The 25,967-nt window shown below is 30.0% G+C and carries 25 protein-coding genes; 22 read left to right on the forward strand and 3 right to left on the reverse strand.

Annotated elements, in window-relative coordinates:
* The first annotated feature begins 153 nt into the window (after positions 1-153).
* The 14 genes from mtaB to ppdK all read left to right on the forward strand — a co-directional run bounded on the left by mtaB (position 154) and on the right by ppdK (position 14,136).
* On the forward strand, positions 154-1,533 hold the full coding sequence (gene mtaB / locus CDLVIII_RS07045; RefSeq protein ID WP_009168750.1) for a tRNA (N(6)-L-threonylcarbamoyladenosine(37)-C(2))-methylthiotransferase MtaB: 1,380 nt from the start codon (positions 154-156) through the stop codon (positions 1,531-1,533).
* Positions 1,534-1,622: 89 nt separating this feature from the next.
* Positions 1,623-1,967, forward strand: a complete 345-nt coding sequence (locus CDLVIII_RS07050; protein ID WP_009168751.1) for a histidine triad nucleotide-binding protein — start codon at positions 1,623-1,625, stop codon at positions 1,965-1,967.
* A gap of 144 nt (positions 1,968-2,111) precedes the next feature.
* Positions 2,112-2,288, forward strand: a complete 177-nt coding sequence (rpsU, locus tag CDLVIII_RS07055; RefSeq protein ID WP_008429643.1) for a 30S ribosomal protein S21 — start codon at positions 2,112-2,114, stop codon at positions 2,286-2,288.
* Positions 2,289-2,318: 30 nt separating this feature from the next.
* Positions 2,319-2,771 (forward strand): GatB/YqeY domain-containing protein, encoded by a 453-nt coding sequence (locus CDLVIII_RS07060; RefSeq protein WP_009168752.1) that lies wholly within the window; start codon positions 2,319-2,321, stop codon positions 2,769-2,771.
* Between the two features lie 158 nt (positions 2,772-2,929).
* Entirely contained in the window at positions 2,930-3,220 is a 291-nt protein-coding gene (yqfC, locus tag CDLVIII_RS07065) for a sporulation protein YqfC (RefSeq protein WP_009168753.1), read from the forward strand.
* Complete coding sequence (yqfD, locus tag CDLVIII_RS07070; protein ID WP_009168754.1) at positions 3,210-4,340, forward strand: sporulation protein YqfD; 1,131 nt, start codon at positions 3,210-3,212, stop codon at positions 4,338-4,340. Before yqfC ends, yqfD begins: the two co-directional genes overlap by 11 nt.
* A gap of 65 nt (positions 4,341-4,405) precedes the next feature.
* Positions 4,406-6,508, forward strand: a complete 2,103-nt coding sequence (locus CDLVIII_RS07075) for an HDIG domain-containing metalloprotein (RefSeq protein ID WP_009168755.1) — start codon at positions 4,406-4,408, stop codon at positions 6,506-6,508.
* 7 nt (positions 6,509-6,515) lie between these two features.
* Entirely contained in the window at positions 6,516-7,016 is a 501-nt protein-coding gene (ybeY, locus tag CDLVIII_RS07080) for an rRNA maturation RNase YbeY (protein ID WP_009168756.1), read from the forward strand.
* 77 nt (positions 7,017-7,093) lie between these two features.
* Entirely contained in the window at positions 7,094-7,795 is a 702-nt protein-coding gene (locus CDLVIII_RS07085; protein ID WP_009168757.1) for a diacylglycerol kinase, read from the forward strand.
* A gap of 276 nt (positions 7,796-8,071) precedes the next feature.
* Positions 8,072-8,962, forward strand: a complete 891-nt coding sequence (gene era, locus CDLVIII_RS07090) for a GTPase Era (RefSeq protein WP_009168758.1) — start codon at positions 8,072-8,074, stop codon at positions 8,960-8,962.
* 91 nt (positions 8,963-9,053) lie between these two features.
* Positions 9,054-9,794 (forward strand): DNA repair protein RecO, encoded by a 741-nt coding sequence (recO, locus tag CDLVIII_RS07095; protein ID WP_009168759.1) that lies wholly within the window; start codon positions 9,054-9,056, stop codon positions 9,792-9,794.
* Positions 9,795-9,800: 6 nt separating this feature from the next.
* Entirely contained in the window at positions 9,801-10,427 is a 627-nt protein-coding gene (locus CDLVIII_RS07100; protein ID WP_009168760.1) for a DUF4342 domain-containing protein, read from the forward strand.
* 199 nt (positions 10,428-10,626) lie between these two features.
* Positions 10,627-11,265: a helix-turn-helix transcriptional regulator gene (locus tag CDLVIII_RS07105; protein ID WP_009168761.1), complete on the forward strand. Its 639-nt coding sequence runs from the start codon at positions 10,627-10,629 to the stop codon at positions 11,263-11,265.
* 243 nt (positions 11,266-11,508) lie between these two features.
* Positions 11,509-14,136, forward strand: a complete 2,628-nt coding sequence (ppdK, locus tag CDLVIII_RS07110; RefSeq protein ID WP_009168762.1) for a pyruvate, phosphate dikinase — start codon at positions 11,509-11,511, stop codon at positions 14,134-14,136.
* A 217-nt stretch (positions 14,137-14,353) separates the two neighbouring features.
* Here ppdK and CDLVIII_RS07115 read toward each other — a convergent pair whose 3' ends face one another.
* A complete protein-coding gene (locus CDLVIII_RS07115; protein ID WP_009168763.1) occupies positions 14,354-16,351 on the reverse strand; it encodes a beta-L-arabinofuranosidase domain-containing protein in 1,998 nt (665 codons plus the stop codon).
* Positions 16,352-16,589: 238 nt separating this feature from the next.
* Between CDLVIII_RS07115 and CDLVIII_RS07120 the strand changes: the two genes are divergently transcribed.
* Positions 16,590-17,528 carry an AraC family transcriptional regulator gene (locus CDLVIII_RS07120; protein WP_009168764.1) on the forward strand — a complete coding sequence of 313 codons (939 nt, stop codon included), beginning with the start codon at positions 16,590-16,592 and terminating at the stop codon, positions 17,526-17,528.
* Positions 17,529-17,810: 282 nt separating this feature from the next.
* Here CDLVIII_RS07120 and CDLVIII_RS07125 read toward each other — a convergent pair whose 3' ends face one another.
* Positions 17,811-18,371: a TetR/AcrR family transcriptional regulator gene (locus CDLVIII_RS07125; protein WP_009168765.1), complete on the reverse strand. Its 561-nt coding sequence runs from the start codon at positions 18,369-18,371 to the stop codon at positions 17,811-17,813.
* A gap of 301 nt (positions 18,372-18,672) precedes the next feature.
* On the opposite strand from CDLVIII_RS07125, the gene CDLVIII_RS07130 reads away from it, so the two are divergent.
* The 7 genes from CDLVIII_RS07130 to CDLVIII_RS07160 all read left to right on the forward strand — a co-directional run bounded on the left by CDLVIII_RS07130 (position 18,673) and on the right by CDLVIII_RS07160 (position 24,586).
* Entirely contained in the window at positions 18,673-19,866 is a 1,194-nt protein-coding gene (locus CDLVIII_RS07130) for a multidrug efflux MFS transporter (protein WP_009168766.1), read from the forward strand.
* Positions 19,867-19,974: 108 nt separating this feature from the next.
* Positions 19,975-20,571 carry a hydrolase gene (locus CDLVIII_RS07135; protein ID WP_009168767.1) on the forward strand — a complete coding sequence of 199 codons (597 nt, stop codon included), beginning with the start codon at positions 19,975-19,977 and terminating at the stop codon, positions 20,569-20,571.
* A 48-nt stretch (positions 20,572-20,619) separates the two neighbouring features.
* Positions 20,620-21,267 (forward strand): MBL fold metallo-hydrolase, encoded by a 648-nt coding sequence (locus tag CDLVIII_RS07140; RefSeq protein ID WP_009168768.1) that lies wholly within the window; start codon positions 20,620-20,622, stop codon positions 21,265-21,267.
* A gap of 142 nt (positions 21,268-21,409) precedes the next feature.
* Entirely contained in the window at positions 21,410-21,679 is a 270-nt protein-coding gene (locus tag CDLVIII_RS07145; RefSeq protein WP_186005550.1) for a hypothetical protein, read from the forward strand.
* 25 nt (positions 21,680-21,704) lie between these two features.
* Positions 21,705-22,418, forward strand: a complete 714-nt coding sequence (locus CDLVIII_RS07150; RefSeq protein ID WP_009168770.1) for a protein kinase family protein — start codon at positions 21,705-21,707, stop codon at positions 22,416-22,418.
* Between the two features lie 97 nt (positions 22,419-22,515).
* Positions 22,516-23,082, forward strand: coding sequence for a hypothetical protein (locus CDLVIII_RS07155; protein WP_009168771.1), 567 nt, complete (start codon positions 22,516-22,518; stop codon positions 23,080-23,082).
* A gap of 265 nt (positions 23,083-23,347) precedes the next feature.
* Positions 23,348-24,586 carry a GNAT family N-acetyltransferase gene (locus CDLVIII_RS07160; protein ID WP_009168772.1) on the forward strand — a complete coding sequence of 413 codons (1,239 nt, stop codon included), beginning with the start codon at positions 23,348-23,350 and terminating at the stop codon, positions 24,584-24,586.
* 151 nt (positions 24,587-24,737) lie between these two features.
* Here CDLVIII_RS07160 and CDLVIII_RS07165 read toward each other — a convergent pair whose 3' ends face one another.
* The gene (locus tag CDLVIII_RS07165) at positions 24,738-25,802 is read right to left on the reverse strand and encodes a CotS family spore coat protein (protein ID WP_009168773.1); all 1,065 of its coding nucleotides are present in this window, start codon (positions 25,800-25,802) and stop codon (positions 24,738-24,740) included.
* Positions 25,803-25,967: the final 165 nt, after the last annotated feature.

Here is a 25,967-nt window from a genome sequence, read left to right on the forward strand (position 1 = left end):
TATAATACAAAAAATTAATAGAACTATAGAAATCACTAGGCCATGACTATTATTGTCATGGCCTTTATTACAAATTTCCTTGTCTTTCAAAAGAAAATATATTAAACTCTATCAATAGACATGAGGATTGAAGTTTGGAGGAAAGCTATTGCTATGGAAAAAAATAAAATAAAAATAGTTGATGTTAATCGTTATAAAATAAGGAACAATAGAGAAAATAATAATAAAAAAATCGTAGCCTTTTTTACTTTAGGATGCAGAGTAAACCATTATGAAACAGAGGCTATGGCAGAAAAATTTATAAGAGAAGGTTATGAAATCACCCAATTTGAGAATTTTGCGGATGTTTATGTAATAAATACATGTTCAGTGACTAATATGAGCGATAAAAAATCCAGACAGATAATAAGTAGGGCGAGAAGAAGAAATAAAGAAGCTATAATTGCTGCAGTTGGTTGCTATTCTCAAGTAGCACCAGATGAGGTTTCTAAAATAGAGGGCGTAGATGTTGTACTTGGAACTAGAAACAAGGGAGATATTGTTTATTACGTAAACAAGGCTAAAGATGAGCATAAGCCTCAATTAATGGTTGGAGAAGTTCTTAAAAATAAGCAATTTGAGGAATTAAATATAGAAGAGTATCAAGATAAAACCAGAGCTTTCTTAAAGATACAGGATGGATGTAATAGATTCTGTGCATATTGCTTAATACCATATACAAGAGGAACAACCTGTTCAAAAGATCCTGATAAAGTGCTAACGGAAATAAAGAAGTTAAATGAACATGGATTTAAGGAAATAATATTATCTGGAATTCATACTGCGTCTTATGGTGTTGATTTAGATGGAAATGTAAGCTTGATAACTTTATTGGAAGAAATTGAAAAATTGGATGGTATAGAAAGAGTGAGAATAGGCTCAATTGAACCTAGTTTCTTTACTGATGAAGTCATAGAGAAAATAAAGAACATGAAAAAATTATGTCCGCAATTTCATTTATCTCTTCAAAGTGGATGTGATGCTACTTTAAAGAGGATGAATAGAAGATATACGGCTAAAGAGTATGAGGATGCAGTGAATAGAATTAGAGAAAATTTGAAAGATGCATCAATAACAACTGATGTAATCGTAGGATTTCCAGGTGAAACTGACGAAGAATTTAATGAAACCTATGAATACTTAAAACGAATAAAATTAACTAAAACGCATATATTTAAATTTAGTCCGAGAAAAGGAACTAAGGCAGCAGACATGTCAAACCAGGTTGATGGAAATGTTAAGGAACAGAGAAGCAAAGCTCTAATTGAGCTTAACGAAAAAAATGAAGGCGATTTTAGTAAATCCTTAGTTGGAAGAGAGCTTGATGTCTTAATTGAACAAGAAGTTTCAAATAAGCCTGGGGTATTTGAGGGATATACAAGAAACTATGTCAAAGTTGAGATTTTTATTGGAAATGAAAACATGATAGGTAAATTGGTTCCTTGCAAAATAGTAGAAGCATGTGGAAATTATGTGGTTGGAAAAAAAATATAAATTTGGTATAATGATTGTTAAGAAAAATAAATACAAGAAAACTAAGTTAGAAATTTGTCACTTGTAACTACTTAGAGGGAGGTGAAACCATGGAAGATTGTATATTTTGCAAAATTGCGATGGGAGAAATTCCAAGTAAAAAGTTATATGAAGATGATAAGGTATATGCTTTTTACGATATAAATCCAGAAGCTCCTGTTCATTTTTTAGTGATACCTAAAGAACACATTGAAAGTGTAAATGCTTTGAATGATAATAATATTAATATTGTTTCACACATATTTAATGTTATTAACAAGTTAGTTGTGGAACTTAATATATCAGATACAGGGTATAGGATTGTCAATAATTGCGGTGAAGATGGAGGTCAGACAGTGAAACATATTCATTTTCATGTACTTGGAGGGAGAAGCTTGAAGTGGCCTCCAGGCTAAGAATTAAGGGGATAAGTAATCCGCAAATCAATGGAGATTTTTTCTTAATTTCTTGACATTGTTTATTTAAATATTGTATAATATAGCATGTGTTATTAAGCCCATAGCTGAGTTAATTTAAGCTAGCGGAGGGAGGGATAGTAAATGTCAGAAATTAAAGTTGGAGAAAACGAAACACTTGAAAGTGCGTTAAGAAGATTTAAGAGAAAATGTGCTAGAGCTGGGGTTCTTTCAGAAGTTAGGAAGAGAGAACATTACGAAAAGCCAAGCGTTAAGAAAAAGAAAAAATCAGAAGCTGCTAGAAAGAGAAAGTTTAAATAGTGAGATTTTCTTTTGAAAGAAGGTACAATTATGCTAACAATTAAAGAAAAATTACAAGATGATTGGAAAGCTGCTTTAAAGACAAAAGATAAATTCACAGCTAACGTAATTAGTACTGCTAAGTCTGCTATATTATTGGTTGAAAAAACTGATAATAGAAAGCTTGAAGATGATGAAGTTATTAGTATATTAGCTAAAGAAATCAAGCAAAGAAGAGAATCCATGCTTGAATTTGAAAAAGGAAATAGGCAAGATTTGGTAGATCAGTGTAAAGCTGAAATAGAGATTTTGTTAAAATACCTTCCTCAGCAATTAGGTGAAGAAGAGATAAAACAAATAGTAAAAGAATCGGCTGAAGAGTTGGGTGCAAATAGCATTAAAGATATGGGAAAAGTTATGTCAGCTGTTAAGCCTAAAGTAGTAGGAAGAGCTGATGGTAAACTTGTAAGTCAAATTGTTAAAGAATATTTAAATAATAAATAATAAAAGAACTCAAGAAAACCTTGAGTTCTTTTATTATTTATTGCTGAAAAGATTCTAAAATTAATCATATATAAAAAATACTTAAAGATAATAATTTGTGTATTAATTTCCAAGCGCCATCATAAATTACAATGAAGAAGTTTATGAGGGAGGCAATTATGGAAGAAAAATTTCAAAAGGGAAGAGAGAAGATACTAAATAAATTAGATTTTCCAAGTGATATTTCATTAGATTTACCAAAGATAATAGTTGTAGGGGATAGAGAGATAACAATTGAGAATCATAAGGGCATTATATTTTTTGAAACTAATATGGTTAAAATAAATTCAAGAATTGGAGCTATAGTAATAAGTGGTAGAGATTTTGAAATACTTTTTATAGCAGAGACAAGCATTACAATAAGTGGTGTGTTTAAGGGTATTTCATATGAGGCAAAAAATGATTTATAAAAGTCTGAAATCGGGAATGATAACCATAGAAGTTAATGCGTTAATGCCAGAAAAAATGTTAAATTTGCTTTGGAATAATGAAATCTACACTTGTAATATAATTAAGGTTAACTTGACAACAATCAGATTTACCATATACTTTAAAGATTACAAAGAAGCAGAAATGCTTATAAAGAAACATAAAGGAAAGGTAAAAACAGTTAGAGCGAGTGGTATAATAGTCTTACTTATGAAAATGAAAAAGAGAATCTCTTTAGTTATTGGGGCAATGCTGTTTTTTGTTGTAATATATTTACTATCTAATTATATATGGGCTATAGATATACAGACAGAGAGAAATCTAAGTCCTTTTGAAATTAGGCAGCAGCTTTCATCAATTGGAATCAGACCGGGACTTAGTAAATCAAGCGTAAATGTGTATCAACTTGAGAAAAAGATGGAAGATTTAAATGACCAGATAATGTGGATCAGGGTAAGAATAGAAGGATCAACTTTAAAATTAGTTATAAAGGAAAAAGTCAATCCGCCCTCTACAGAAAAAACATTATATAATCAAGTTGTTGCCAGTATGGATGGTGAAGTAAAAAGAGTCTATACTAATTCTGGAAATCCATCGGTATCACCAGGAGACATAGTAAAAGAGGGAGATGAGTTAATATCACCAATTCAAGGAAGAGAAGGCTTTGAAAAAGAAGTAAAACCAAGTGGAACTGTAATAGCTAACACCTTCTATGAAAAACTCATGGAAATTCAAGTTAGCGGGGAAAAGCTTGAAAGGTCTGGAAGAAAAAATAGTGATATATACTTAAGTTTCTTTGGGAAAAAAATTTACTTGAAAAAAGCTATAAATGCATTTGAGTATTATGATAAAATAGAAGAAAAGAATGGATTTTTTAACAAGATAACATATTATGAGAAAACAGGAACAAATATAAATTTAGATAAAGATGCTGCGGTTGCAGATGCTGCTGATAAGTTACAAGCATCATTAATTAAAACACTTAGCAATGATGCTAAGATTACAGATAAAAAAATTACTGTAGAGGATATAGAAAACGGAAAAATATTAGTTAAAGTTATATTTACTGTGGAGCAGAATATTGCAAAAAACATATCATAAATGACATCTTTGAATGTTATTCTTAATACCTAATAACTTTATTACAGGATGAAAAGGTGAAAAGCATGAATATAGGACAAAATAATAAAATTAATAATAATAAACTTCAAAGAGTTATATTGTTTATGCTTGTGTTTATTATAGGTTATTTATTGCTTGTTACTGCAATAACACCAAAGCAATATAGCTTGAAGGAAGGGGATATCCCTAGAGTGGATATAAAAGCACCTAGGGATATAGTAGATGAAAAGGCTACAAAAGAGAAAGAAGATCAAGCTCTCGAAAAAGTTGGAAAGCAATATACATTAAAACCAGAAGTAAAAAAGCAAGCAGAGGATAATATTAAAGCTTTATTTGATAAGCTGATTTCTTTGAGTAGTACAGCGAATTCTGCAAGCGGTGAAAGTGATAAAATAGCAGAGTTAAAGAAATTAACAGCATTTCAATTAACAGATGATCAATGTAAGGTATTGGTGAATATTCAAGCGGATAAGCTATCAGATTTAGAAGATAGAATAACCAATATAGTTGATAAGGTTTATGAAAAAAATATAAATGAAAATGATGATGCGGCTCTTAGTGAGGCAAAAAACTCAAGTATGACTCAAATAGATGCTTTGAATTTAGATGTTGCAACAATCAATGTGTTAAAACAGTTGGTTCCAACACAGATAAATCCTGATGTCTTTTCTGATGAAGAAAAGACACAAGAAAAGATTCAAGAGGCTCAAAAAGGTGTGTCAAAGGTGATAATAAAGCAAAATCAGACTATAGTGAAAGAGGGAGAACCCGTAACTCAAGATCAATTAGATATCTTATCTGATTTGGGAATGTTAGATAATCAGAATAAAACTGTATATATATATGTATATTTGGCAGTTGCAGTGTTTTTAGCTATAATATTATTTCTGCAATACAATTACGTTAAAATGAATTACAATGATATATTTATGAACACTAAAAAGCTTACTTTAATAAGTACCATTAATATAATTTCATTGTTATTTGCAAGAATAATAGGAGTTATATCACCATTTCTAATTCCTTTTGCTTGTGCTCCAATGATGATGACTTTGCTGTTTAATTATAAGATAGCAATTGTGTTAAGCACCCTAAATATAATAATTATAAGTGCAGTGAATGGATTTGACGTTCAGGTTATAATATTAGGTATAGTAAGTTCTATATTAGGTGCTGCGCTGCTTAGAAGAATGCAGCAAAGAAATGAATTATTATATTCAACTGTATATATTGCAGCTATCAGTGCTATATTATCATTGTCGACAGGAATATTAGTTTCAAGCAACTTTAGTGATATTTTATTAAAAGGTGGAATTGCAATTGCCGGAGGACTTTTATCTGGTGTATTTGCATTAGGAATATTACCATTTTTAGAGGGAACCTTTAATGAAGTCACATCTTTAAAGCTATTAGAATTATCAAATCCGAATAATCCACTTTTGAAGAAATTATTAATGGAGGCACCAGGAACTTACCATCATAGTATGCTTGTTGCAAATCTCGCAGAAATGGCAGCGGATGTTGTAGGTGCAAATTCTGTAATCACAAGGATTGGATCATATTTTCATGATGTTGGAAAAATAGAGAGACCATATTTTTTTGGGGAGAACCAAATGGGTGGAGATAATCCACATAATAATATACCCCCCAATTTAAGCACAATGATAATAAAATCCCATGTAAGTGATGGACTTGAACTGGCAAAAAAATATAAATTGCCAAAGGTAATTCAGGATATTATAGCTGAACATCATGGAAAAACATTGGTAAAATATTTTTATTATACAATGAAGAACAGTGCTGAAGATCCGAATGAAATAAAAGAATCAGATTACATGTATGAAGGCCCAATACCGAGTTCAAAGGAAGCTGCTATAGTAATGCTTTCAGATAGTGTTGAAGCTGCTGTAAGGTCAATTAAGGAGCCTAACAAGGAAAAAATTAATGAAATGGTTAATTTCATAGTAGATGATAAATTGTCATCAGGACAGCTTAATAATTGCAATTTAACATTAAAGGATATAGAAAAAATTAGAGAATGTTTTTGCACTGTATTAAATGGAATATATCATCAAAGGATAGAATATCCAAAAGAAAAGATTAAAGATTTAAACAGTGAAAAAAATAAAACAGAGACTAAGGAGTAACATAATAATGATATATGTAGACAACAGACAGGATAAACTGGAAGTAAAAGAGGAATTTATAAAGGGATTAGAGGAAGTAATAGAATTTGCATTAAAAGAAGAAGAAGTTGATATAGAATGCGAAGTTTCATTAGTATTTGTAGACAATAATGAAATTAAAGAGATTAATAATGATACAAGAAAAATAAATAAGGAGACTGACGTACTTTCTTTTCCTATGCTTGAATATGAAGATAAGAAGGTTTTTAAGGAAGTATATAAAAATTATAAGTTTTCAGCAAGTGATTTTGATGGAGATGAACTTGTTCTTGGAGATATTGTATTATCTTTAGAAAAAGCATTAGAGCAAAGTATAGAGTTTAATCATTCATATGAAAGAGAAGCATCATATTTAGTAGTGCACTCAGTACTGCATTTATTGGGATATGATCATATGGAGGATGAAGAAAAACAAATCATGAGAAAGAGAGAGGAAGAGATTCTGGCTAAACTTAATATAAGCAGATAAAAGTCAATTTGGTATTATGGTATTAGCGGGTATGGTATTGTATTTAAAGAGTTAAATATGAGAAGCAGGGGTAAACTATGAAAATAAAAAAAACATTAGAAAGCTTTAATAATGCAATAAATGGGATCATAGATACAGTAAGAACAGAAAGAAATATGAAAATACATTTGTTTGTAGCTTTAGGTGTATTAATTGCCAGCTTTTTCTTTGATATAACAAGAAACGAGTTTCTAATACTGGCAGTAACAATTACTATGGTGATAGCAGCAGAACTAGTAAATACAGCTATAGAAGCAACTATAGATATGACTACAAACTATTATCATCCATTAGCAAAAATAGCCAAAAATGCAGCAGCTGGTGCAGTGCTAATCACGGCTATAAATGCATTATTAGTTGGGTATATTATATTTTGGGATAAGTTAGCTAAGTTTTCGTTTACTACAATCAATAAGTTCAAAAATTCTGAACCATATACAATATTTATAGTACTAGTAATAGTGTGCATAGCAACCTTAATTGCAAAAGCTATTTTTGGAGAAGGAACTCCTTTAAAAGGAGGAATGCCTAGTGGTCACAGTGCATTAGGATTTTCCATTGCAACTGCAATATCGTTGATTACAGAAGAGCCAATATGCATATTACTTAGTTTTTTATTAGCATTCATAACAGCACAGAGTAGAGTCGATTCAGAGGTGCATAGTATTTTGGAAGTAATAGTTGGAGCAATTTTTGGAATAGTGCTGACCCTATTTATTTTTACTTTATTTAGACTATAATTAAGATTTCTTATAATAAAGATGTTATTTTTAGGATAAGATATATGATAAAAAATATATGATGAGTAGCATTAATAATGATGCAGAATATAAAATTAATGAATTATAATATACATGATAATTAGAGCAAGATAAATAAATTAGCATAGTAATGAGAATATCACATTGTCAATTAACTTATAAATAGAGTATACTATTTGTAAAATCGTATAACGTTAGCTGTGCCTTTAGTACAATCATGTGCCTTAAGGTAAAGCTTATTTTGAGGAGGAAAAAATGTTTAAATCAGGATTTGTTACAATAGTTGGAAGACCTAACGTAGGAAAGTCAACTTTGTTAAATTATATAATGGGAGAAAAGCTATCAATAGTATCTAATAAACCACAAACTACAAGAAATAATATTCAAACAATATTAACTGGTGATGATTATCAGATGGTTTTTGTAGATACTCCAGGTATACATAAACCTAAACATAAATTAGGAGAGTATATGGTGAATTCTGCAAAAGAATCTACTAAGGATGTTGACTTAGTACTATTTTTGACTAATCCAGATGAGGAAATAGGACGAGGAGATAAATTTATCTTAGAAACCTTAAAGGACAAGAAATGTCCAATATTTTTGGTTTTAAATAAAATTGATGAAAATACACAGGATAGAGTGGCAAAAAGTTTAGAGATGTATGCAAAAGAATTTAATTTTGCAGAGATAATACCTATTTCCGCAGTTAAGGGAAAAAATGTCGATAAATTAGTAGATCTTATGAAAAATGTAATGCCTGAAGGACCTAAATATTATCCAGATGATATGATAACAGATGTTCAAGAAAAATTTGTTGTATCAGAAATAATTAGGGAGAAAGCCTTGAGAACACTAAGAGATGAGGTACCACATGGCATAGCTGTAGACATAATTCAGATGAAACAAAATGAAAAAGGTACATATCATATAGAAGTAGATCTAATTTGTGAAAAAGACTCTCATAAGGGCATAATAATAGGTAAGAATGGGCAAACCCTCAAAAGAATTGGGGAAACCTCAAGATATGAATTAGAAAGATTTTTAAGATGTAAGGTTAATTTAAAAATATGGGTTAAAGTCAGAAAAGAGTGGAGAGATAACCAACTACTATTAAAGGAGCTAGGTTATAAGGCAAAAAAATAATAGCAGGCAAAATTAGTGGTAAATGATAAGTGACAAATTATATTATTTAACTTGTCACTCATAACTTATCACTAAATAAGGGGGTGGTAGTCTGGCGATTTTTAAAACTAAAGCTGTAATTATTAAAACTCAGGATTTTAAGGAGAATGATAAGTTAGTTTGGTTTTATACAGAGGAACTCGGAAAGATTACAGCAGTGGTTAGAGGAGCCAAAAAGAGCAGGAGTAAGTTTTTATCATTAACACTGCCATTATGCTATGGAGAATATGTTGTGTATAAAGGGAAGAACTTATATACTCTTCAAGAAGGAAAGATAATTAATTCATTTCAAGGACTTTTAAATAATTTATATAAACTTACCTATTCATCATATTTATGTGAGCTCATAGATATTGCCTGCACAGATAATGAAGAAAATATTGAAATTTTTAGAAATTTGGTTACGACATTATATTTATTAAATACAGATGCACTAGATTATGAACTGCTTATAAGAGCTTTTGAATTAAAGTTATTAAGAGCTACAGGATATTCTTTGACATTAGATCATTGTAGTATCTGTAGAAAGAAAATATCAGCTTCCAATTATATAAGTTTATCTTATTATGGAGGGGTGTGCGATGAATGTCCTAAAGAGCACGGGGTATTTATATCAAAAGGTACATACAATGCACTAAGATTTTTAATGAATATGAATGTTGATAAATTGTATAGATTAAATTTAAATGATGAAATAAAAGCTGAAATAGAAAAAGTTATTACTTTTTTAATAGCCAACAATTATGCAAAAAGACCTAAAAGTTTAGATATGTTAAAGTTTATTAAGGAGTGATGAATTATGGAAAATGTAACATTAGAAAAAGTTGATATGATACGAGAAAGAACAGGTATTAGTTATGAAAAGGCAAAAAATGCATTAGAAATATGCGAAGGAGATGTATTAGAAGCTTTAATATACATTGAGAAGAATGAAAAAATATCAGAGAATAATAAATATGCTGATGATGAAAAAAATAAAACTTCAGTTTCTATAGAAGAGTTAAAAGCATGGTTTAAACAAATTATAGAAAAAGGTAATGTGACAAGGATAAAAATTAAAAAGGATGAAACTGAACTAATTGATATTCCAGTTAATGCAGGAATCGCAGCAGGAGTTGTGGCAGTTGTAATACCACCAGTCCTTGCAGCAGGTGTTATTGCAGCAATAGCGACAAAAATTACAATAGAAATAACTAAAGAAGATGGTTCAATAGAAGTAGTAAATAAATATGTTTCAGAAGTTGCCAATAATGTTAAAGATAAAGCAACAGATTTTGCAGATAAGATTAGAACTAAAGTTAATGAAGTGAAAAATGATGCTAATTGGCACAATAATGATTCGAAGCAGAAAGGAACTACAGGTTCTGATACAGTATATAGTTATACTGTTAATTTTGAAGACGAGAAAGAAAAATCAGAAAATTAACTTATATTATAAGTAAAATGAAGAAAAACAGATTTAAAAGTGATATAAAATAATTAAACAAGAAGTATTTGGTGAATTTATTTGATTTTTCTGAAAATTAAGTCTAGTCAAACAATAATTACATGATATAATTAGAGTGTAATAAAAATTATTGAATGTGTGCCAAATATTTCTTGTAAATGTAGAAAGAGGGATAAGATTGGAATTATCACCTAGGCAAGAAGAAATAGTATGTTTAGTAAAAGAAGGTGCACCAATAACAAGTGAAGCACTTGCTGAAAAAATTGGCGTGACTAGGGCTGCACTTAGAGCTGATCTAGCAGTACTTACAATGATAGGAGTTTTAGATGCTAGACCAAAGGTTGGATATGTATATACTGGAAAGCCTTCTAGTGGATTAGTTTATCAACACATAAGCAAAATAAAAGTATCCGAAATAATGTCAAAACCTGTGACTGTAAGTGAAGATACAATGGTATATGATGCAATCGTATACCTGTTTCTTAACGATGTAGGGACATTATTTGTAGAAAATAACGGGGTACTTACAGGGGCAGTTTCAAGAAAGGACTTCCTTAAAATTTCAATAGGGGGAACTGATATACATAAGGTACCAATTGGTGTAATTATGACAAGAATGCCAAATATAATTTGTGCAAATGAAAATGACAATGCCTATGATTTAGCTAAGAAGATTATTGAACATGAAATTGATAGTATTCCAGTTGTTGATGTTTTGAAAAAAGCAGATGGAAAAGATGGGATTAAAATAATAGGCAAGGTTTCTAAGACCAACATAACAAAATTATTTGTTAAACTTGGAGAAAATCAAAACTAATTAATAGGGTGACTACGAAGTCGTTAGGCATATGAAAGAAAATAATAGGTCCATGATGCGATGTATATTTCTAGTTAGATAGGAAGGATGTTTACCTCATAATGGGCTTTAGATCGAGGGTTAACATGCTTACGAAATAAACTAAAAGTATAGTGGCATGCTGACTTATTATTTTTTTATATGGTTTAGTCAGGCATCGATAGTAAATATATTGAGAATAACAAGAAGAGAGGGAGTATTGAAATGACAAATAAGTATGTATACCTTTTTAGTGAAGGAAATGCTTCAATGAGAAATCTGCTTGGAGGAAAAGGTGCTAATTTGGCAGAAATGACGAACTTAGGTATTCCAGTTCCTCACGGATTTACTGTTACTACAGAAGCATGTAATAAGTATTATGAAGATGGTAAGAAAATTTCTGATGAAATTATCGACCAAATTTATAATGCTTTAGCAAAGCTTGAAGAAGTAACAGGAAAGAAATTTGGAGATAACTCAAATCCTTTACTAGTTTCAGTAAGATCTGGAGCAAGAGTTTCAATGCCAGGTATGATGGATACTATTCTAAACTTAGGATTAAATGATGTAGCTGTAGAGGCTATGGCAGAATTAACTAAGAATCCTAGATTCGCTTATGATTCTTATAGAAGATTTATTCAAATGTTCTCAGATGTTGTTATGGGAATAGAGAAGAGATTATTTGAAAATAAAATTGATGAAATTAAAGAAAAAAAGGGTGTTGAGTTTGATACAGAATTGACAGCTGAAGATTTAAAGGAATTGGTCAGTCAATTTAAGGAAATTTATAAGAAGGAAAAGGGAGAAGAATTTCCAAGTGATCCAAAAATTCAATTGGTTGAATCTGTTACAGCTGTATTTAGGTCATGGGATAATCCAAGAGCAATAGTATACAGAAGACTAAATGATATACCAGGTGAGTGGGGTACAGCAGTTAATGTACAACAAATGGTATTTGGTAATAAAGGAGAAACATCAGGAACAGGAGTTGCATTTTCAAGAAATCCAGCTAATGGTGAAAAAGCTATTTATGGTGAATATTTGATGAATGCACAAGGTGAAGATGTTGTTGCTGGTATTAGAACACCACTTGTAATTGGAAAGTTAAAAGAACAAAATCCAGAAATATATGCTCAATTTGAAGGAATCGTTAATACTCTTGAAAATCATTATAAAGATATGCAAGACATGGAATTCACAATAGAAGAAGGTAAGTTGTACTTCTTACAAACTAGAAATGGTAAGAGAACTGCTCAGTCTGCTTTAAAAATTGCAGTTGATTTAGTTGAGGAGGGAATGCTTACTAAAGAAGAGGCAATATTAAAAGTTGAACCAAAACAATTAGATACATTATTACATCCAGCATTCTATACTGAAGATTTAAAGAAAGCTACTCCAATTGCAAAAGGATTACCAGCATCTCCAGGAGCTGCATGCGGTAAGATTGCATTTACTGCTGATGAGGCTAAAGATAGAGCAGCACTTGGTGAAGATGTAGTTCTTGTAAGACTTGAAACTTCTCCAGAAGATATCGAAGGTATGATAGCTGCACAAGGTATTCTTACAGTAAGAGGAGGGATGACTTCTCATGCAGCAGTTGTTGCAAGAGGAATGGGAACTTGCTGTGTAGCAGGATGCGGAGCTATTAAAGTCGATGAGGAAAAGAGAATAATAGAAGTCGACGGAAAAGTTTATACACCTGATGATTATATTTCAATTGATGGTACTAGTGGTAATGTATATGGAGAAAAGATAAAGACAGTTACACCAGAAATATCAGGTCATTTTGCAACATTCATGGAATGGGCTGATGAAATAAGAAAATTAAAAGTCAGAGCTAATGCAGATAGTCCAAGAGATGCAAAGCAAGCAGTTGAATTTGGAGCACAAGGAATAGGGCTTTGTAGAACAGAGCATATGTTCTTTGCAGAAGATAGAATAATGGCAGTAAGACAAATGATTACATCTAAAGATGTAGAACAAAGAAAAGTAGCTTTAGATAAGATATTACCAATGCAAAAATCAGATTTTGTAGGAATTTATGAAGAAATGGGTGAAAGACCAGTTACTATAAGATTATTGGATCCACCTTTACATGAATTCTTACCAACTGCAGATCAAGATATTAAGGATTTAGCAAAGGAAATTGGTATAACTTACGAGGAATTAAAAGCTACAGTTTCTGAATTACATGAGTTTAATCCAATGATGGGTCATAGAGGCTGCCGTCTTGCAGTATCTTATCCAGAAATTGCTGAAATGCAGGCAAGAGCAATTATAGAAGCAGCTATAGAGGTTAAAAAGGATAAGGGATATAACATTACTCCAGAAATAATGATTCCATTAGTTGGAGAAATTAAAGAATTGAAATATGTTAAAGATGTTATAGTAAAGACTGTAGAAGAAGTTATGAAAGAAAAAGGAGTGACTTTAGAATACAAGGTTGGTACTATGATTGAAATACCAAGAGCAGCTTTAACAGCTGATGAAATAGCTAAAGAAGCAGAATTCTTCTCTTTTGGTACAAATGATTTAACTCAAATGACTTTTGGATTCTCAAGAGATGATGCAGCTAAATTCTTATCTGCTTATTATGATAAGAAGATATATGAACAAGATCCATTTGCTAAACTAGATCAAACAGGAGTTGGTTCTTTAATTAAGATAGCAGTAGAAAAAGGAAAGGCCACTCGCCCAGACATTCACTTGGGAATTTGCGGAGAGCACGGTGGAGATCCATCATCAATTGAATTCTGCCATAATACAGGTCTTGACTATGTATCATGCTCACCATTTAGAGTACCACTTGCAAGACTTGCAGCAGCACAAGCACAAGTTAAAAAGCCAAGATAAATTTAGAAATAAAAATATAAAAATATAATAAAAGTTAGTTCTTTTTATATAAATTAATTATTTAAAAGAACTAACTTTATTTTTGTCTAAAAGATGAATAACATGAAATATGATCTTGAGGCTATAAAAGATATTGTTAAAGATAAAAGAATAGAACATAGCTGAATATCCATAATATGATTTAGATAACATCTTAGATTATGTTATAGGTATTTTACTATATATCATCCTTATCTATCCATACTCTCATTTCACCAGCAGACCGATTTGCCCAACTGTAATATGGAATAAATGTAAGGTTAGAATTTTCATAGACAGAAGCTTCTGTGTTTCGCTTGTATAACTGATCTCTCCAATTGCTGTTTATTGTCATTTTTTTGCCCTGAACTTTGATTTTTCCAACGCCACCAAGCATTTCTGAATCAAATTCATATTTATATTCAACATCCTTAGGCAGTGTAATTAGGTGTAAGTTTTTACCGTTATCAAATTCTTCTAAGCAGTATACAAAAGGTCCTTTTTGTATAGCAACTTTTCCTACGTTATATTTAATATATGGGTTTGCTCTTATTTCCTGGATTTCCATTTTGAAATGAATTTCTATTATATCAGATTTACTCCAAGTTCTTGTAATATAAGCATAACCATTACAAATGCTATATTCAGGAATCTCACTATTAACCTTGATGGAATAAGAATTACACCATTCTGGTATTCTAAAAGCTAAACTTAAGTTAACGTTTTCTTCGCCAGCTAGAGATATTGTAATGTTTTCAGACCATGGATAGCTTGTCTCCTGTTTGACAGATATTTTATTGTTATATACTAAAATATTTGATTCATTAGAGATATATAAGTGAATGTATAAAGTACTATTGGACACAGTATATATATACTTACCTAAAGAAGTTAAAGTTCTTGCAACATTTGGCGGACAACATGCACATCCAAACCAGGCTGGTCTTGTTGGTTTTACATGACTTTTTGTAGGATCTTTCTCGCTGGCTTCAGGATTAACTTCTAAGGGGTTTACATAAAAGAAGTGTTTACCATCTAGTGCCATTCCACTAATGACAGAATTATATAAACATTTTTCCATAACATCTCCATATATACTTAGAGGGTCATTTTTAAGCATATTATAAGCAAAAAATATTAGTCCAACTGAAGCACAGGTTTCGCTATACATTGTATCATTAGGTAAGTCATAGTCAAATGTGAAAGATTCACCTATAACAGTAGAGCCAATACCTCCTGTTATATACATTCTTTTTTCTGTTATGCTTTTCCACAATGTTTTACAAGCATCTAACATTTCTGTATCATCTGTCAAATAAGCAACATTTGCTAGAGCTGTGCACATGTATACTAGTCTTACAGCATGTCCTTCAGCATCTTTTTGTTCCAAAATCGGTTTGTGAACCTGAAAATATTTATATGAGAACCTTTCCATTCCAGGTAATATATAATTTTTATTAGGATCTTCATTTATTTGATTTTTAAGAAAATCTTTATTCTTTCCTCTCTCGGTTAAAAAATATTTGCTAAGTTTTAAATATTTTTTATTTTGAGTTATAGAATATAACTTAGCTAAGCCGATTTCTATTTCTTCATGACCATCATATCCATGAATTTTAGATTCCTCTGGTCCGAAACAACTATCAATATTGTCAGCTAAGCGGCAAGCTATTTCCAATGCTTTTCTTTTATTAGTAGCTTCAGAGTAAGCCACAGCTGCTTCAAGAAAATGACCTGCGCAGTATAATTCATGACTTTCTAGTAGTCTTTTAAATTTTCTTTCAGGAGCATCAATAGAAAAATAAGTATCGAGATACCCGTCTTTTTCTTGTGCCAGAGCTATTAAATCTATAACGTTATCAGCAATAGCTTCCAATTCTGAATCTGGATAGTTAACTAAAGAATATGCAGCAGCTTCTAACCATTTATAAACATCACTATCCTGAAAAACATATCCATAATGGTGACCTTTTTTTAAACCAGCAGCGATTTTAAAGTTTTCAATCGCATGACTTTTTTCAGATGGAATATTTTCATCATCTCGTTCTCTTTCAATTACTATATCAGCTTCATCATTTAAAACTTTCCATTGGTAGGGGATCATTTTGTTTTTAACTAAATCAATATATTTAGTCCAAAACTTATCAGTGATGTTAATACTTTTTAAATTTATTTCATTACTTTTTGCACGTTCCAAAGTTATCTCTCCTTATAAAATATTTCTAGGTGGACAAATACGATATTTAGTGTTGAAATTATCTAGTGTATCATTAATAAATCACCTCCATTAAATATTATTTTTTCTTTGTTTGACATTAAATTTTTAGCAAATTATAATGTAAGTAGGAATTAATAGGTTATTTTTGATTTAATTATAAATCGTTTACTTGTATGGAACAACTGACAAAATTGTGTTTTTGGTGGTGAAATCAGATATGTTATATTTTAAAACAAATGTAAGTAAACCTCTTTATTATTTTAAGTCGGGACAATTTGTTTGTGGTGAAAATTGGTACCATAAAGCTGTTACTTTTGTAAAGGATTATGAAATCATTGTTGGAATTAAAGGAACAATATATATTCAGCAAGGAAATGAACAATATGAAATAAATCCAGGAGATGTTTTATTTTTAGTTCCTAAAGTATTACATTTTGGATATGCACCTTCACAAGAAGGCAGTAGTTTTTATTGGATTCATTTTTTGTGTAATGCCGAAGAGATGATGATAAATAAATCTGAGATTTATAAAGAAATTATTTTAATGTTAAATTCAAATGAGTCAGAAAATATTTTATTACCAACTTTCTTTTCATTAACTGATCTAGATAAAGCATTAATTTATTTGAAACAGATACTACACACGGCTAATTCATCATATTATACACATTTATCAACTGATTATTTGGTGTCAGAATTAACAGTTGAGCTAACTCAACAATTCATAAATTCAATTAATACATCAAATGCAGAGAGGAATGTATTAAATCAAAAATTCTTTCAAATTCTGGAGTGGATACGGATAAATGATGGGAAAGATATATCCGTGCAAATGCTAGCAGATAGATTCAATTTTACTGCTGATCATATAAACCGCTTGTTTAAAAAAAATACTGGCACAAGTACATTAAAATATATAAATAATGTTAAAATAAACAAGTCAAAAGAATTACTAATAGGCTCCGATAAAAGTGTTAAAGAAATCTCTCGCATACTAAGTTTTAAAGATGAAAAATATTTTATGAAACTTTTTAAGAAATACGAAGGTGTAACTCCGTCGAAATATAGAGATGCATACCCTAAAACATATATTAATACTGACTCTCACGATCCAGATATCCCTTTACCAGATCATTTACAATCTAAAAACTTATAAAAGTTAATTAATTGTATCACAAATTTATATTAAAGCTGTCTGTCAGCTGCATATTTAGGAGTCTTTAAGTAGATGTATCTACTTATTTTTTGCTATTCTAAATTAAAGTAATTAAGCCACAGATAGTATGGAGTTTTTAACATGATTTATAGAGATTATGCATGCAGCAATACCCTTTAGCAAATCATTTTGCTTTGCTAAAGGGTATTGCTATATGAGGACATCTATATTTTAAGTAGTTTTTATCTTTTATCTATATAATAAATATGCAATAAAATTGTTTTATTTATTCTTAAGTGATGAAATAAAGTCATCAATCATTACTTGAAAGCTTTCATCTATATTTATTTCACGCTGGAAATATCCAAAAGCATGCAAGGATACAAAACCATGTAGAAGACTTCGTAAGGTTCGGCTCTTATGAACCAAGAGAATTTCATCTTTAATATAAAATTCTAAAAGCTGACGAATAATATGAGAAGTTTCTCTTGCTAAACGAAACAATTCAGTATTTTCTGTACTTGGAATACTAATAAAAAGCCCATAAGCAACGGTATTTTCAAAGGCAAACTCTTTGTAAATAGAGGCATATTCTCTTATAGCATCGTCTCCGCTCTTGCCAACTAATCTCTGCATTAATTTCACATTCAATTCATTTAAAAGATACACAGTCATTTCTGTTTTTAGGTTATCCATATTAGTAAAATAATTATATAAAGATTGGTATTTTATATTTAATTCTTTTGCAATTTTTTGAAAAGTGACTTGATTAATGCCAATTTCATCTGCCAAAGAAAAAGCAATTTTAATAATTCTTTCTTTTGTTAAATTTCTTTTTTGCATTTGATTTTCACTCCTATAATCATACGTTATAACAGTAGTTTAACATTATCAAATATAATTATCAAATTATAATTATAATAACAAACTATAATTTATAATTTACAAACTATAAAATATAGTTTATAATAAAATTGCGGATAAGAGATGACTAAGAAATATAAATAATGAACAATTTAGTGTTGTGTTATTTAATAAAACTTTTATTGCTTACTATTCTATTTTATATTGTGCTATAAATATGATAATTATTATCAAAAAATCTTATCACATATTAATTTATACAAAAGAGAGGAGTATGTTTATGGAAATGTGGAAGAAAAATTTAATAGTATGTTGGTTTGGAATATTTGTGGCTGCTATAGGAATGAGTCAGATTGCCCCAGTATTACCACTTTACATACAACATCTTGGCGTTCAAGATACAGCAACAATTACAAAAATTTCAGGAATTGCCTTTGGGATCACATTTATAATTTCTGCTATTTTTTCACCAATTTGGGGAAGTGCAGCTGATAAATATGGAAGAAAGCCAATGATACTTAGAGCAAGCCTTGGTATGGCAATAACTATAGGCTGCATGGGGTTTGCACCAAACGTGTATATACTCATAGGTTTAAGGCTACTTCAAGGTGTAATTACTGGTTACAGTACAGCTTGTACTGCACTTATTGCAACTCAAACTGATAAGGAACATGCGGGATATGCGTTAGGTACACTATCAACAGCAAGTATTGCAGGTTCTTTACTAGGCCCAACAGTTGGTGGTTTTATAGATGAGATATTAGGACTACAAAGTGTATTTTTCATAACAGGGGCTTTACTTTTAATTTCATTTATTACAACGCTTATATTTGTAAAAGAATCATTTGTTAGAGAAGAGAAAAAGGTACTTACTATTAAAGAAATTTGGAGTTCTGTTCCACAAAAAAGCTTAACTGTTACGATGTTTTTAACTTTCTTTATATTATCTGTAGCATTATATTCTGTAGAACCAATTGTAACAATATATGTTAAGCAGTTATCTAATAATAGTTCACATATTGCACTTCTAGCTGGAATTACATTTTCAGCTTCTGGCCTTGCTAATATAATTGCTGCTCCAAGGCTTGGAAAACTTTCAGATAAGATAGGAGCTCATAAAGTAATGTTAGTATGTCTTATAGGTGCAGTGATCATTTTTATACCACAAGCTTTTGTGCAAAATACTTGGCAGTTAATGGGACTTCGATTTCTATTGGGACTAGCATCTGCAGGGCTTAATCCATCTGTAAATATTATATTAAAAAAAATAACACCATCTTCTCTTACTGGCAGAGTATTTGGTTTTAATATGTCAGCAGGATATTTGGGGGTATTTGGAGGTTCAGTCTTAGGTGGTCAGATTGCAGGAATTTTAGGAATGCAATATGTATTTTTTGTCACAAGTGCATTGTTACTTGCAAATGCAATTTGGGTATACTTTAAGGTTTATAAAAAACTCAATTTAAATGAATAATTATTATTAGATTGTTGGATAACTAATTTTTATAACAAGTATTAAACAATTCTTATTTAATCAATAACTTAATTCTATAAAAAATAAAATGAAAAGGAAGATATAAATATGGAAAATTTAAAATTAAATGAAAATGAACTTATTAATGCGAAAAAAACTGCTCTTGTACTTATAGACTTACAAAATGGAATTGCATCTAGAGAGCTTTCACCTTCACCTTATACAAGTGAAGAGATTATCCAAAATGCAAGCAAGTTAGTTAAGGCGCTTAGTGATAAAGGAGCGTTTATAGTACTTGTAAGAGTGTCTACTATAGACGGTAAAGATATGGTTAAGCCAAAAACTGATTTAAAAGCTACTGGGATGAAATATCCAGAAGGCTGGGATAACCTTGTACCTGAAATAGCAGATACTAAGAATGCACATATCATTACTAAGAAACAATGGGGAGCCTTTTATGGTACTGATCTAGACTTACAATTAAGGCGTCGAGGAATTGATACTATTATATTAGGCGGAGTTTCTACTAATATTGGTGTTGATACCACAGCAAGAGAGGCTTATCAACATGGATATAATCAAATTTTTGCAGAAGATGCAATGACAGCTATAACTAAAGAAGAGCATGACTATGTTTGTAAATATATCTTCCCTAGGATTGGAAAAATTAGAAGTACAAAAGAGATAGTTTCATCATTAAAATAGAAATAAATAAAATAGAAACACAAATATTAAGAAGATCGGAGAATTAAAATGAAAATTAAATGGTTTGGTCAATCATGTTTTACGATAACATCTAAAAGTGGAATAAAAGTATTAACAGACCCTTATAAGAAAATGCTCGGTTATAAGTTGCCTGAAGAAATGGAAGCTGATATAGTATCTACAAGTCACAATCATAGTGATCATAATAATGTAGATGCAGTCAAGAGTAGCTTTGTACACATAAATGAGCCAGGAAGTTTTTCAGAACATGGAATAGAAATAAAAGGTGTCCAAACATTTCATGATAAAACTTCTGGATCTAAGAGAGGGAAAAATACTATATATAATTTTAAGATTGATGATATAAATATTTGTCATTGTGGTGACCTTGGACATCTTTTAAATTCCAATCAGATAGAGGAGATAGGAAATGTAGACATACTACTTCTTCCTGTTGGGGGATTAGCCACACTTAATTCAGTTGATGCTGTTCAAGTAATGAAGCAGTTAAACCCAACGATTGTTATACCTATGCACTACAGGACAAAAGCACTAGGGCTAGTTGGCTATATCTTTGGAAAGGTTGATAAATTCATTTCAGCTTCAGGACTAAAAGCAAAAGAGTATGAAAAGCTTGAATTAAGCAAAGCTAATATTAAAGATTATTCAGGGGTTGCTGTTCTTAAATATGATTAGAATAAAAAAAGTCTACTTAAATTTTTAAATGTAGAAGGAAATGAGTAACATAAGATTTAGTTAATACATACTATATAACATAAAGATAACTTTATAGTTATTAAAAAAACAAAAGAGGTGTTATGTATGAATTCTTATATAAGTGAATCATATAATGGTCATAGCTATTACAAAATTAGCGCATCAAGAAGTAATTCGAATGTATCAGGAAGCAATTCTAGAAGTAATTCAAATAGCAATTCCAATAGTAATTCAAGTAGATCCAATAGTCATTCAAGTAGCTCAAGAAGCCATTCAAGCAGTAGATCAAATAGTAGTTCAAATAGTAGTTCAAGATCATGGAGTAATCCAAGTAGATCAAGTGAGTCATATAGCAGACCATATAGTGAATCATATAGCCGATAATATTTAAGATAAAATGGCGATAAGATTTTATTATGGATAGGTATTATGAGGTAGGAGAAAAGGTAAGTGGATACTCTGTTCTTAAAATAATAGGTGAAGGCAGATATGGAATTGCATATTTAGGTGTCAATAACGAAGATGAAAAATGTGTAATAAAGCAATTAAAGAAAGAAATGCTTGAGGAAACAAGAAAAAAGTTGTTTTATGAAGAGAAAATATTGCAAGATTTAAACTATCCTAATTTTCCTAAATTTATATCAAAATTTAAAGATGAAGATAGGGAAGGCTATATATTAGAATATGTAGAAGGAAAAGTATTTCAAGATTTATTAGCTAGAGAACAATATGAATTTAGCAAAAATGAGATTTATAAAGTTGGGAGTCAGCTTTTAGATCTAGTTGAGATACTGCATAATAATAATATAGTACACCGAGATATAAGGCCCACTAATGTAATTTTGAAAGAAAATGGAGATATAGCATTAATTGATTTTGGATTAGCTCGAATTATTGATAATAAAAGGTATGTAAAAGATGTGGATTATTGGTTTATAGGTGACTTTTTAATTCATTTGTATTATTCATCTTATAAAGAAACAGATGAAGAAGACAAACCCTGGTTTGAAGAACTTGACTTAAATTTAGAGGAAAAGATTTTCTTAAAGAAACTAATGAATATTGAAGAGAGTTACAAAAGCATTGAAGAGATAAAAGAACAACTTGATAAAATTAAAAATGTAAATTGATATTAAAGATGGACCATGTGATTGAGGAGACTTTTACTAATATCACATGGTTTATCTCCTAATAGAACTCAAAAGATTAAATTGAGGAGGTATTATTATGCCAAATTCAATCAAGATATTAGGAATTTATCCGAAAACCTTCGTAGCAAATTTATATTCAGAAAGACCTTTTAGAATGATTGGGTTGATAGACGTTAGTATTGAATATATATACGGAATAGAGAGAGTTACTTTAGCTTATTTTAGATCATCAGGAACTAATAGTGGAAAGATAAAAGGCTTATGGTATCCTATTGTTGGAATAAAAACTCATACAGGAAGATTTACGGAATTTACAGAGTATTTAAATTTTGTCTTAACAAATACTACAAGAAGAGGAATGGCAGAAGAAGGCTGGCTGGCTAAATCTTTATTTTTTTTCAGTCAAGATGATGAAAATCCTATAATTAGAGGCTTCTCAAACGGAAAACATTATGAAAGTCTTTTAAAAATAGGAGAAACTTTAAGAGATTTATATGAAAATAATAAATATGATGAAATGTATTCATTAGACGCTGATGAATTAAACTTGGTAGTAACTTCAAAACAGATATATCAAGGTAATGAGCATACTCAAAGAGAAAATTTCGAGAAATTCATAGAAGATATATTTAATGAAGACTAGTAATCTGTTAGATTAATTATGTAAATAAAGGTGTATTAATAATTCTTGTATAGAGAAAATTTAAATCTATTAATACAAGAACAAGTACAGGCATTATGGTTTAAAATTATTAATTTTGAATTTAATGCCTTATTTTTATTATAGAGTAAGTATTAATTTTTAACATAAATGGAATATAATAAAGATATAAAATAAAGAACAAAATAGTAAAAATAAAGTTAGTTATATACTAGCATGTAAATGATATAAATCATAAGGAGGAGTTATGAAGGATACAAAGAAATATCTTCAAGTATATGGTGATTTTAAAATGAGAAAGCTTACAGAAGATGACTTAGAGCAGTTTAATGGGCTTTTGCGCTATGCTTTTCAGATAACCATGGAGGAACTTTTGCGATCTGGCTGGACAGAAGATCAAATTATGAGAGCTAAAATGCCAATTCTTAAAAATGCTTATGTGCTTGGATGGTTTTATCATGAAAAATTAGCTTCAATGATTGTAGTATATTCAATGAAGGTGAATATTCATGATAATATTTGTAAGATGGGCGGAGTTACTGGCGTGGCTACTTATCCAGAGTATACAGGTAAAGGATTAATTCATTCACTAATCAAACAAGTTATTACTCATATGCATGAGGAAGGACAAACAATTTCTTTTTTATATCCATATTCGATACCTCTTTATAGAAAACATGGCTGGGAAATAATTTCTGATAAAATTACTTTTAGAATAAAAGATTCTCAGCTCCCTAAAAAAAGACTTGTAGAAGGTATGATGGAACGTGTGGATTTAGAATGCGAGGATCTTTCAAATGTACATGATTATTTCTCGATGCAGCGTCATGGAGCAATGATTCGTGATGAACTAGCGTGGGATGAATATTGGCGCTGGGATAGTGATGATATTATAGCAGCTATTTATTATAATAAAAATCACAAGCCTCTTGGATATTTAATCTATTATATTAGAAATGATACATTTTACATTAAAGAAATGGTCTATTTAAATACAGAAGCACATCATGGAATTTGGAATTATATAAGTGCTCATTATTCAATGGTAAATGAAGTGAAAGGGTATAACTATTCTGGAGAACCAATGGCTTTTTTGTTTGAAGATAGTGAAATAGTTGAAACTATTGAACCTTATTTTATGGCGAGGATCATAAATGTTCAGGAATTCATTTTAAGATATACTTTCTTAGATAAGTCAAAGAATTTAAAAATTAATTTTAAGATAAATGATCCAATAGCTTCATGGAACAATGGAACATTTAGTATTTATTGGAGAGATGAAGAAACAGTATGTGAAAAAATTGAAGAGACTCATGCTGCAAACTTAGTAGAAATGGACATTCAAACTTTAACAACCATGCTAATGGGATATAAGCGTCCTACGTTCTTATATGAATGTGGGAGAATGCAAACAGAATATTATATGTTAAAAGTTTTAGAACAGCTGATACCAGTAGAAAAACCTTATTTTTCGGATTATTTTTAATTATATGAAATAGTGATTGTGCCTAAGAACTAATACACCACTATATATTTAATGATAAAGATTAGTTTGAACATAGATTAAAAGTTAAAGCTAAAAAGTATCCCTGATTTTAAATTTTGGGGATACTTTTTAGCTTATAAAATGAAGTTAATTATAAGTTCACATTAAACTTTTTCTGGACTGAGTCTATTATATTTAATGCAAAAGCGTATTGGAAATCGGTTTTTGAAGTTGCATTTGAGAGTAAAGTAAAAAAGGCGGATTTATTACATTTATGAATATTTCTATAGTAATCTCGTGAAATTCTCCAATATTTTTGTGGGAAACAAATATATGAAATTAGGTACCTTAGATCTGAATCTGTTAATTTAGAGGATTCGTTGTAAGTATTTAACACAGATAAAGCTAAATCAACATCCCATTTCGTATTCTCTCTTTTTAGCAGCCGGCGCATGAAATATGCAAGGTCTTTTGCACAATAATCCATTTTACATTTATCAAAATCGATTACCCAAGGATCAAGATCTGTTGGAAAGATTAAATTTTTATTTACATAATCACCATGACATAAAGATTTACTTAAATTAGAAGTATCAATTTTGTTTGATATATCTAGTGAAATTTTTGCAAGACGCAAATTCAAGTCAAAGTTTGAAATAAATTGTCTTGAAAAAGTATCTTTATATTTAAAAGATTCATTTGAAGCATGAAGTAAATCTTGAAAATGTTTTAAGGTTGATATGTAATAATCTTCAAAACTTTCTTTTTGTGAACTACCTATAATAGGTTGAAAATTTCGAGATTTTAAATGAATAGCAGAAAGTTTTTTTACAGATATCATAACATGATTCATATTATCAAAACTGCATTTTTCACCTTCTATCCAAGGAGTTAATATAAATAGCATATCTTGGTAGGATACAAAGCGATTATTATCAATAGTAGGTAAAAGCTTTGGAACTCTTATATTATTTCTATATAGCCATTCAATAGCAGAATATACATAGAGCAGGTCTTTCAGATTATAGTAAACTTTTTTTAAACAATAACTTTTTTCTCCAGAATCTATTCGATATACCGCTCTCTGTTTATCAGTGTCTTTAAATTTTACTATTGAAATTCTTGAGTTTTGTAAATTATAATACGGCAAAACATTTTGTTTTACGATTTCAGGTGAAAGATTAGAATCTTGTAAAGATAAAGTTTCAGTATTCATAAGTACACTCCTTCATAAAGAGATTGTTTAATTTAGTTCATATGCAAGATAAAAAACTTCATTAATAAATAATATTAAAATAATTTTACTAATATACTTAAAGTATTTGATAAAATTATAAAATTTCATATGTAAAGGATATTATTTTCAAATAATTTGCAAATA

Source organism: Clostridium sp. DL-VIII (genome assembly GCF_000230835.1).
GTDB lineage: Bacteria > Bacillota > Clostridia > Clostridiales > Clostridiaceae > Clostridium.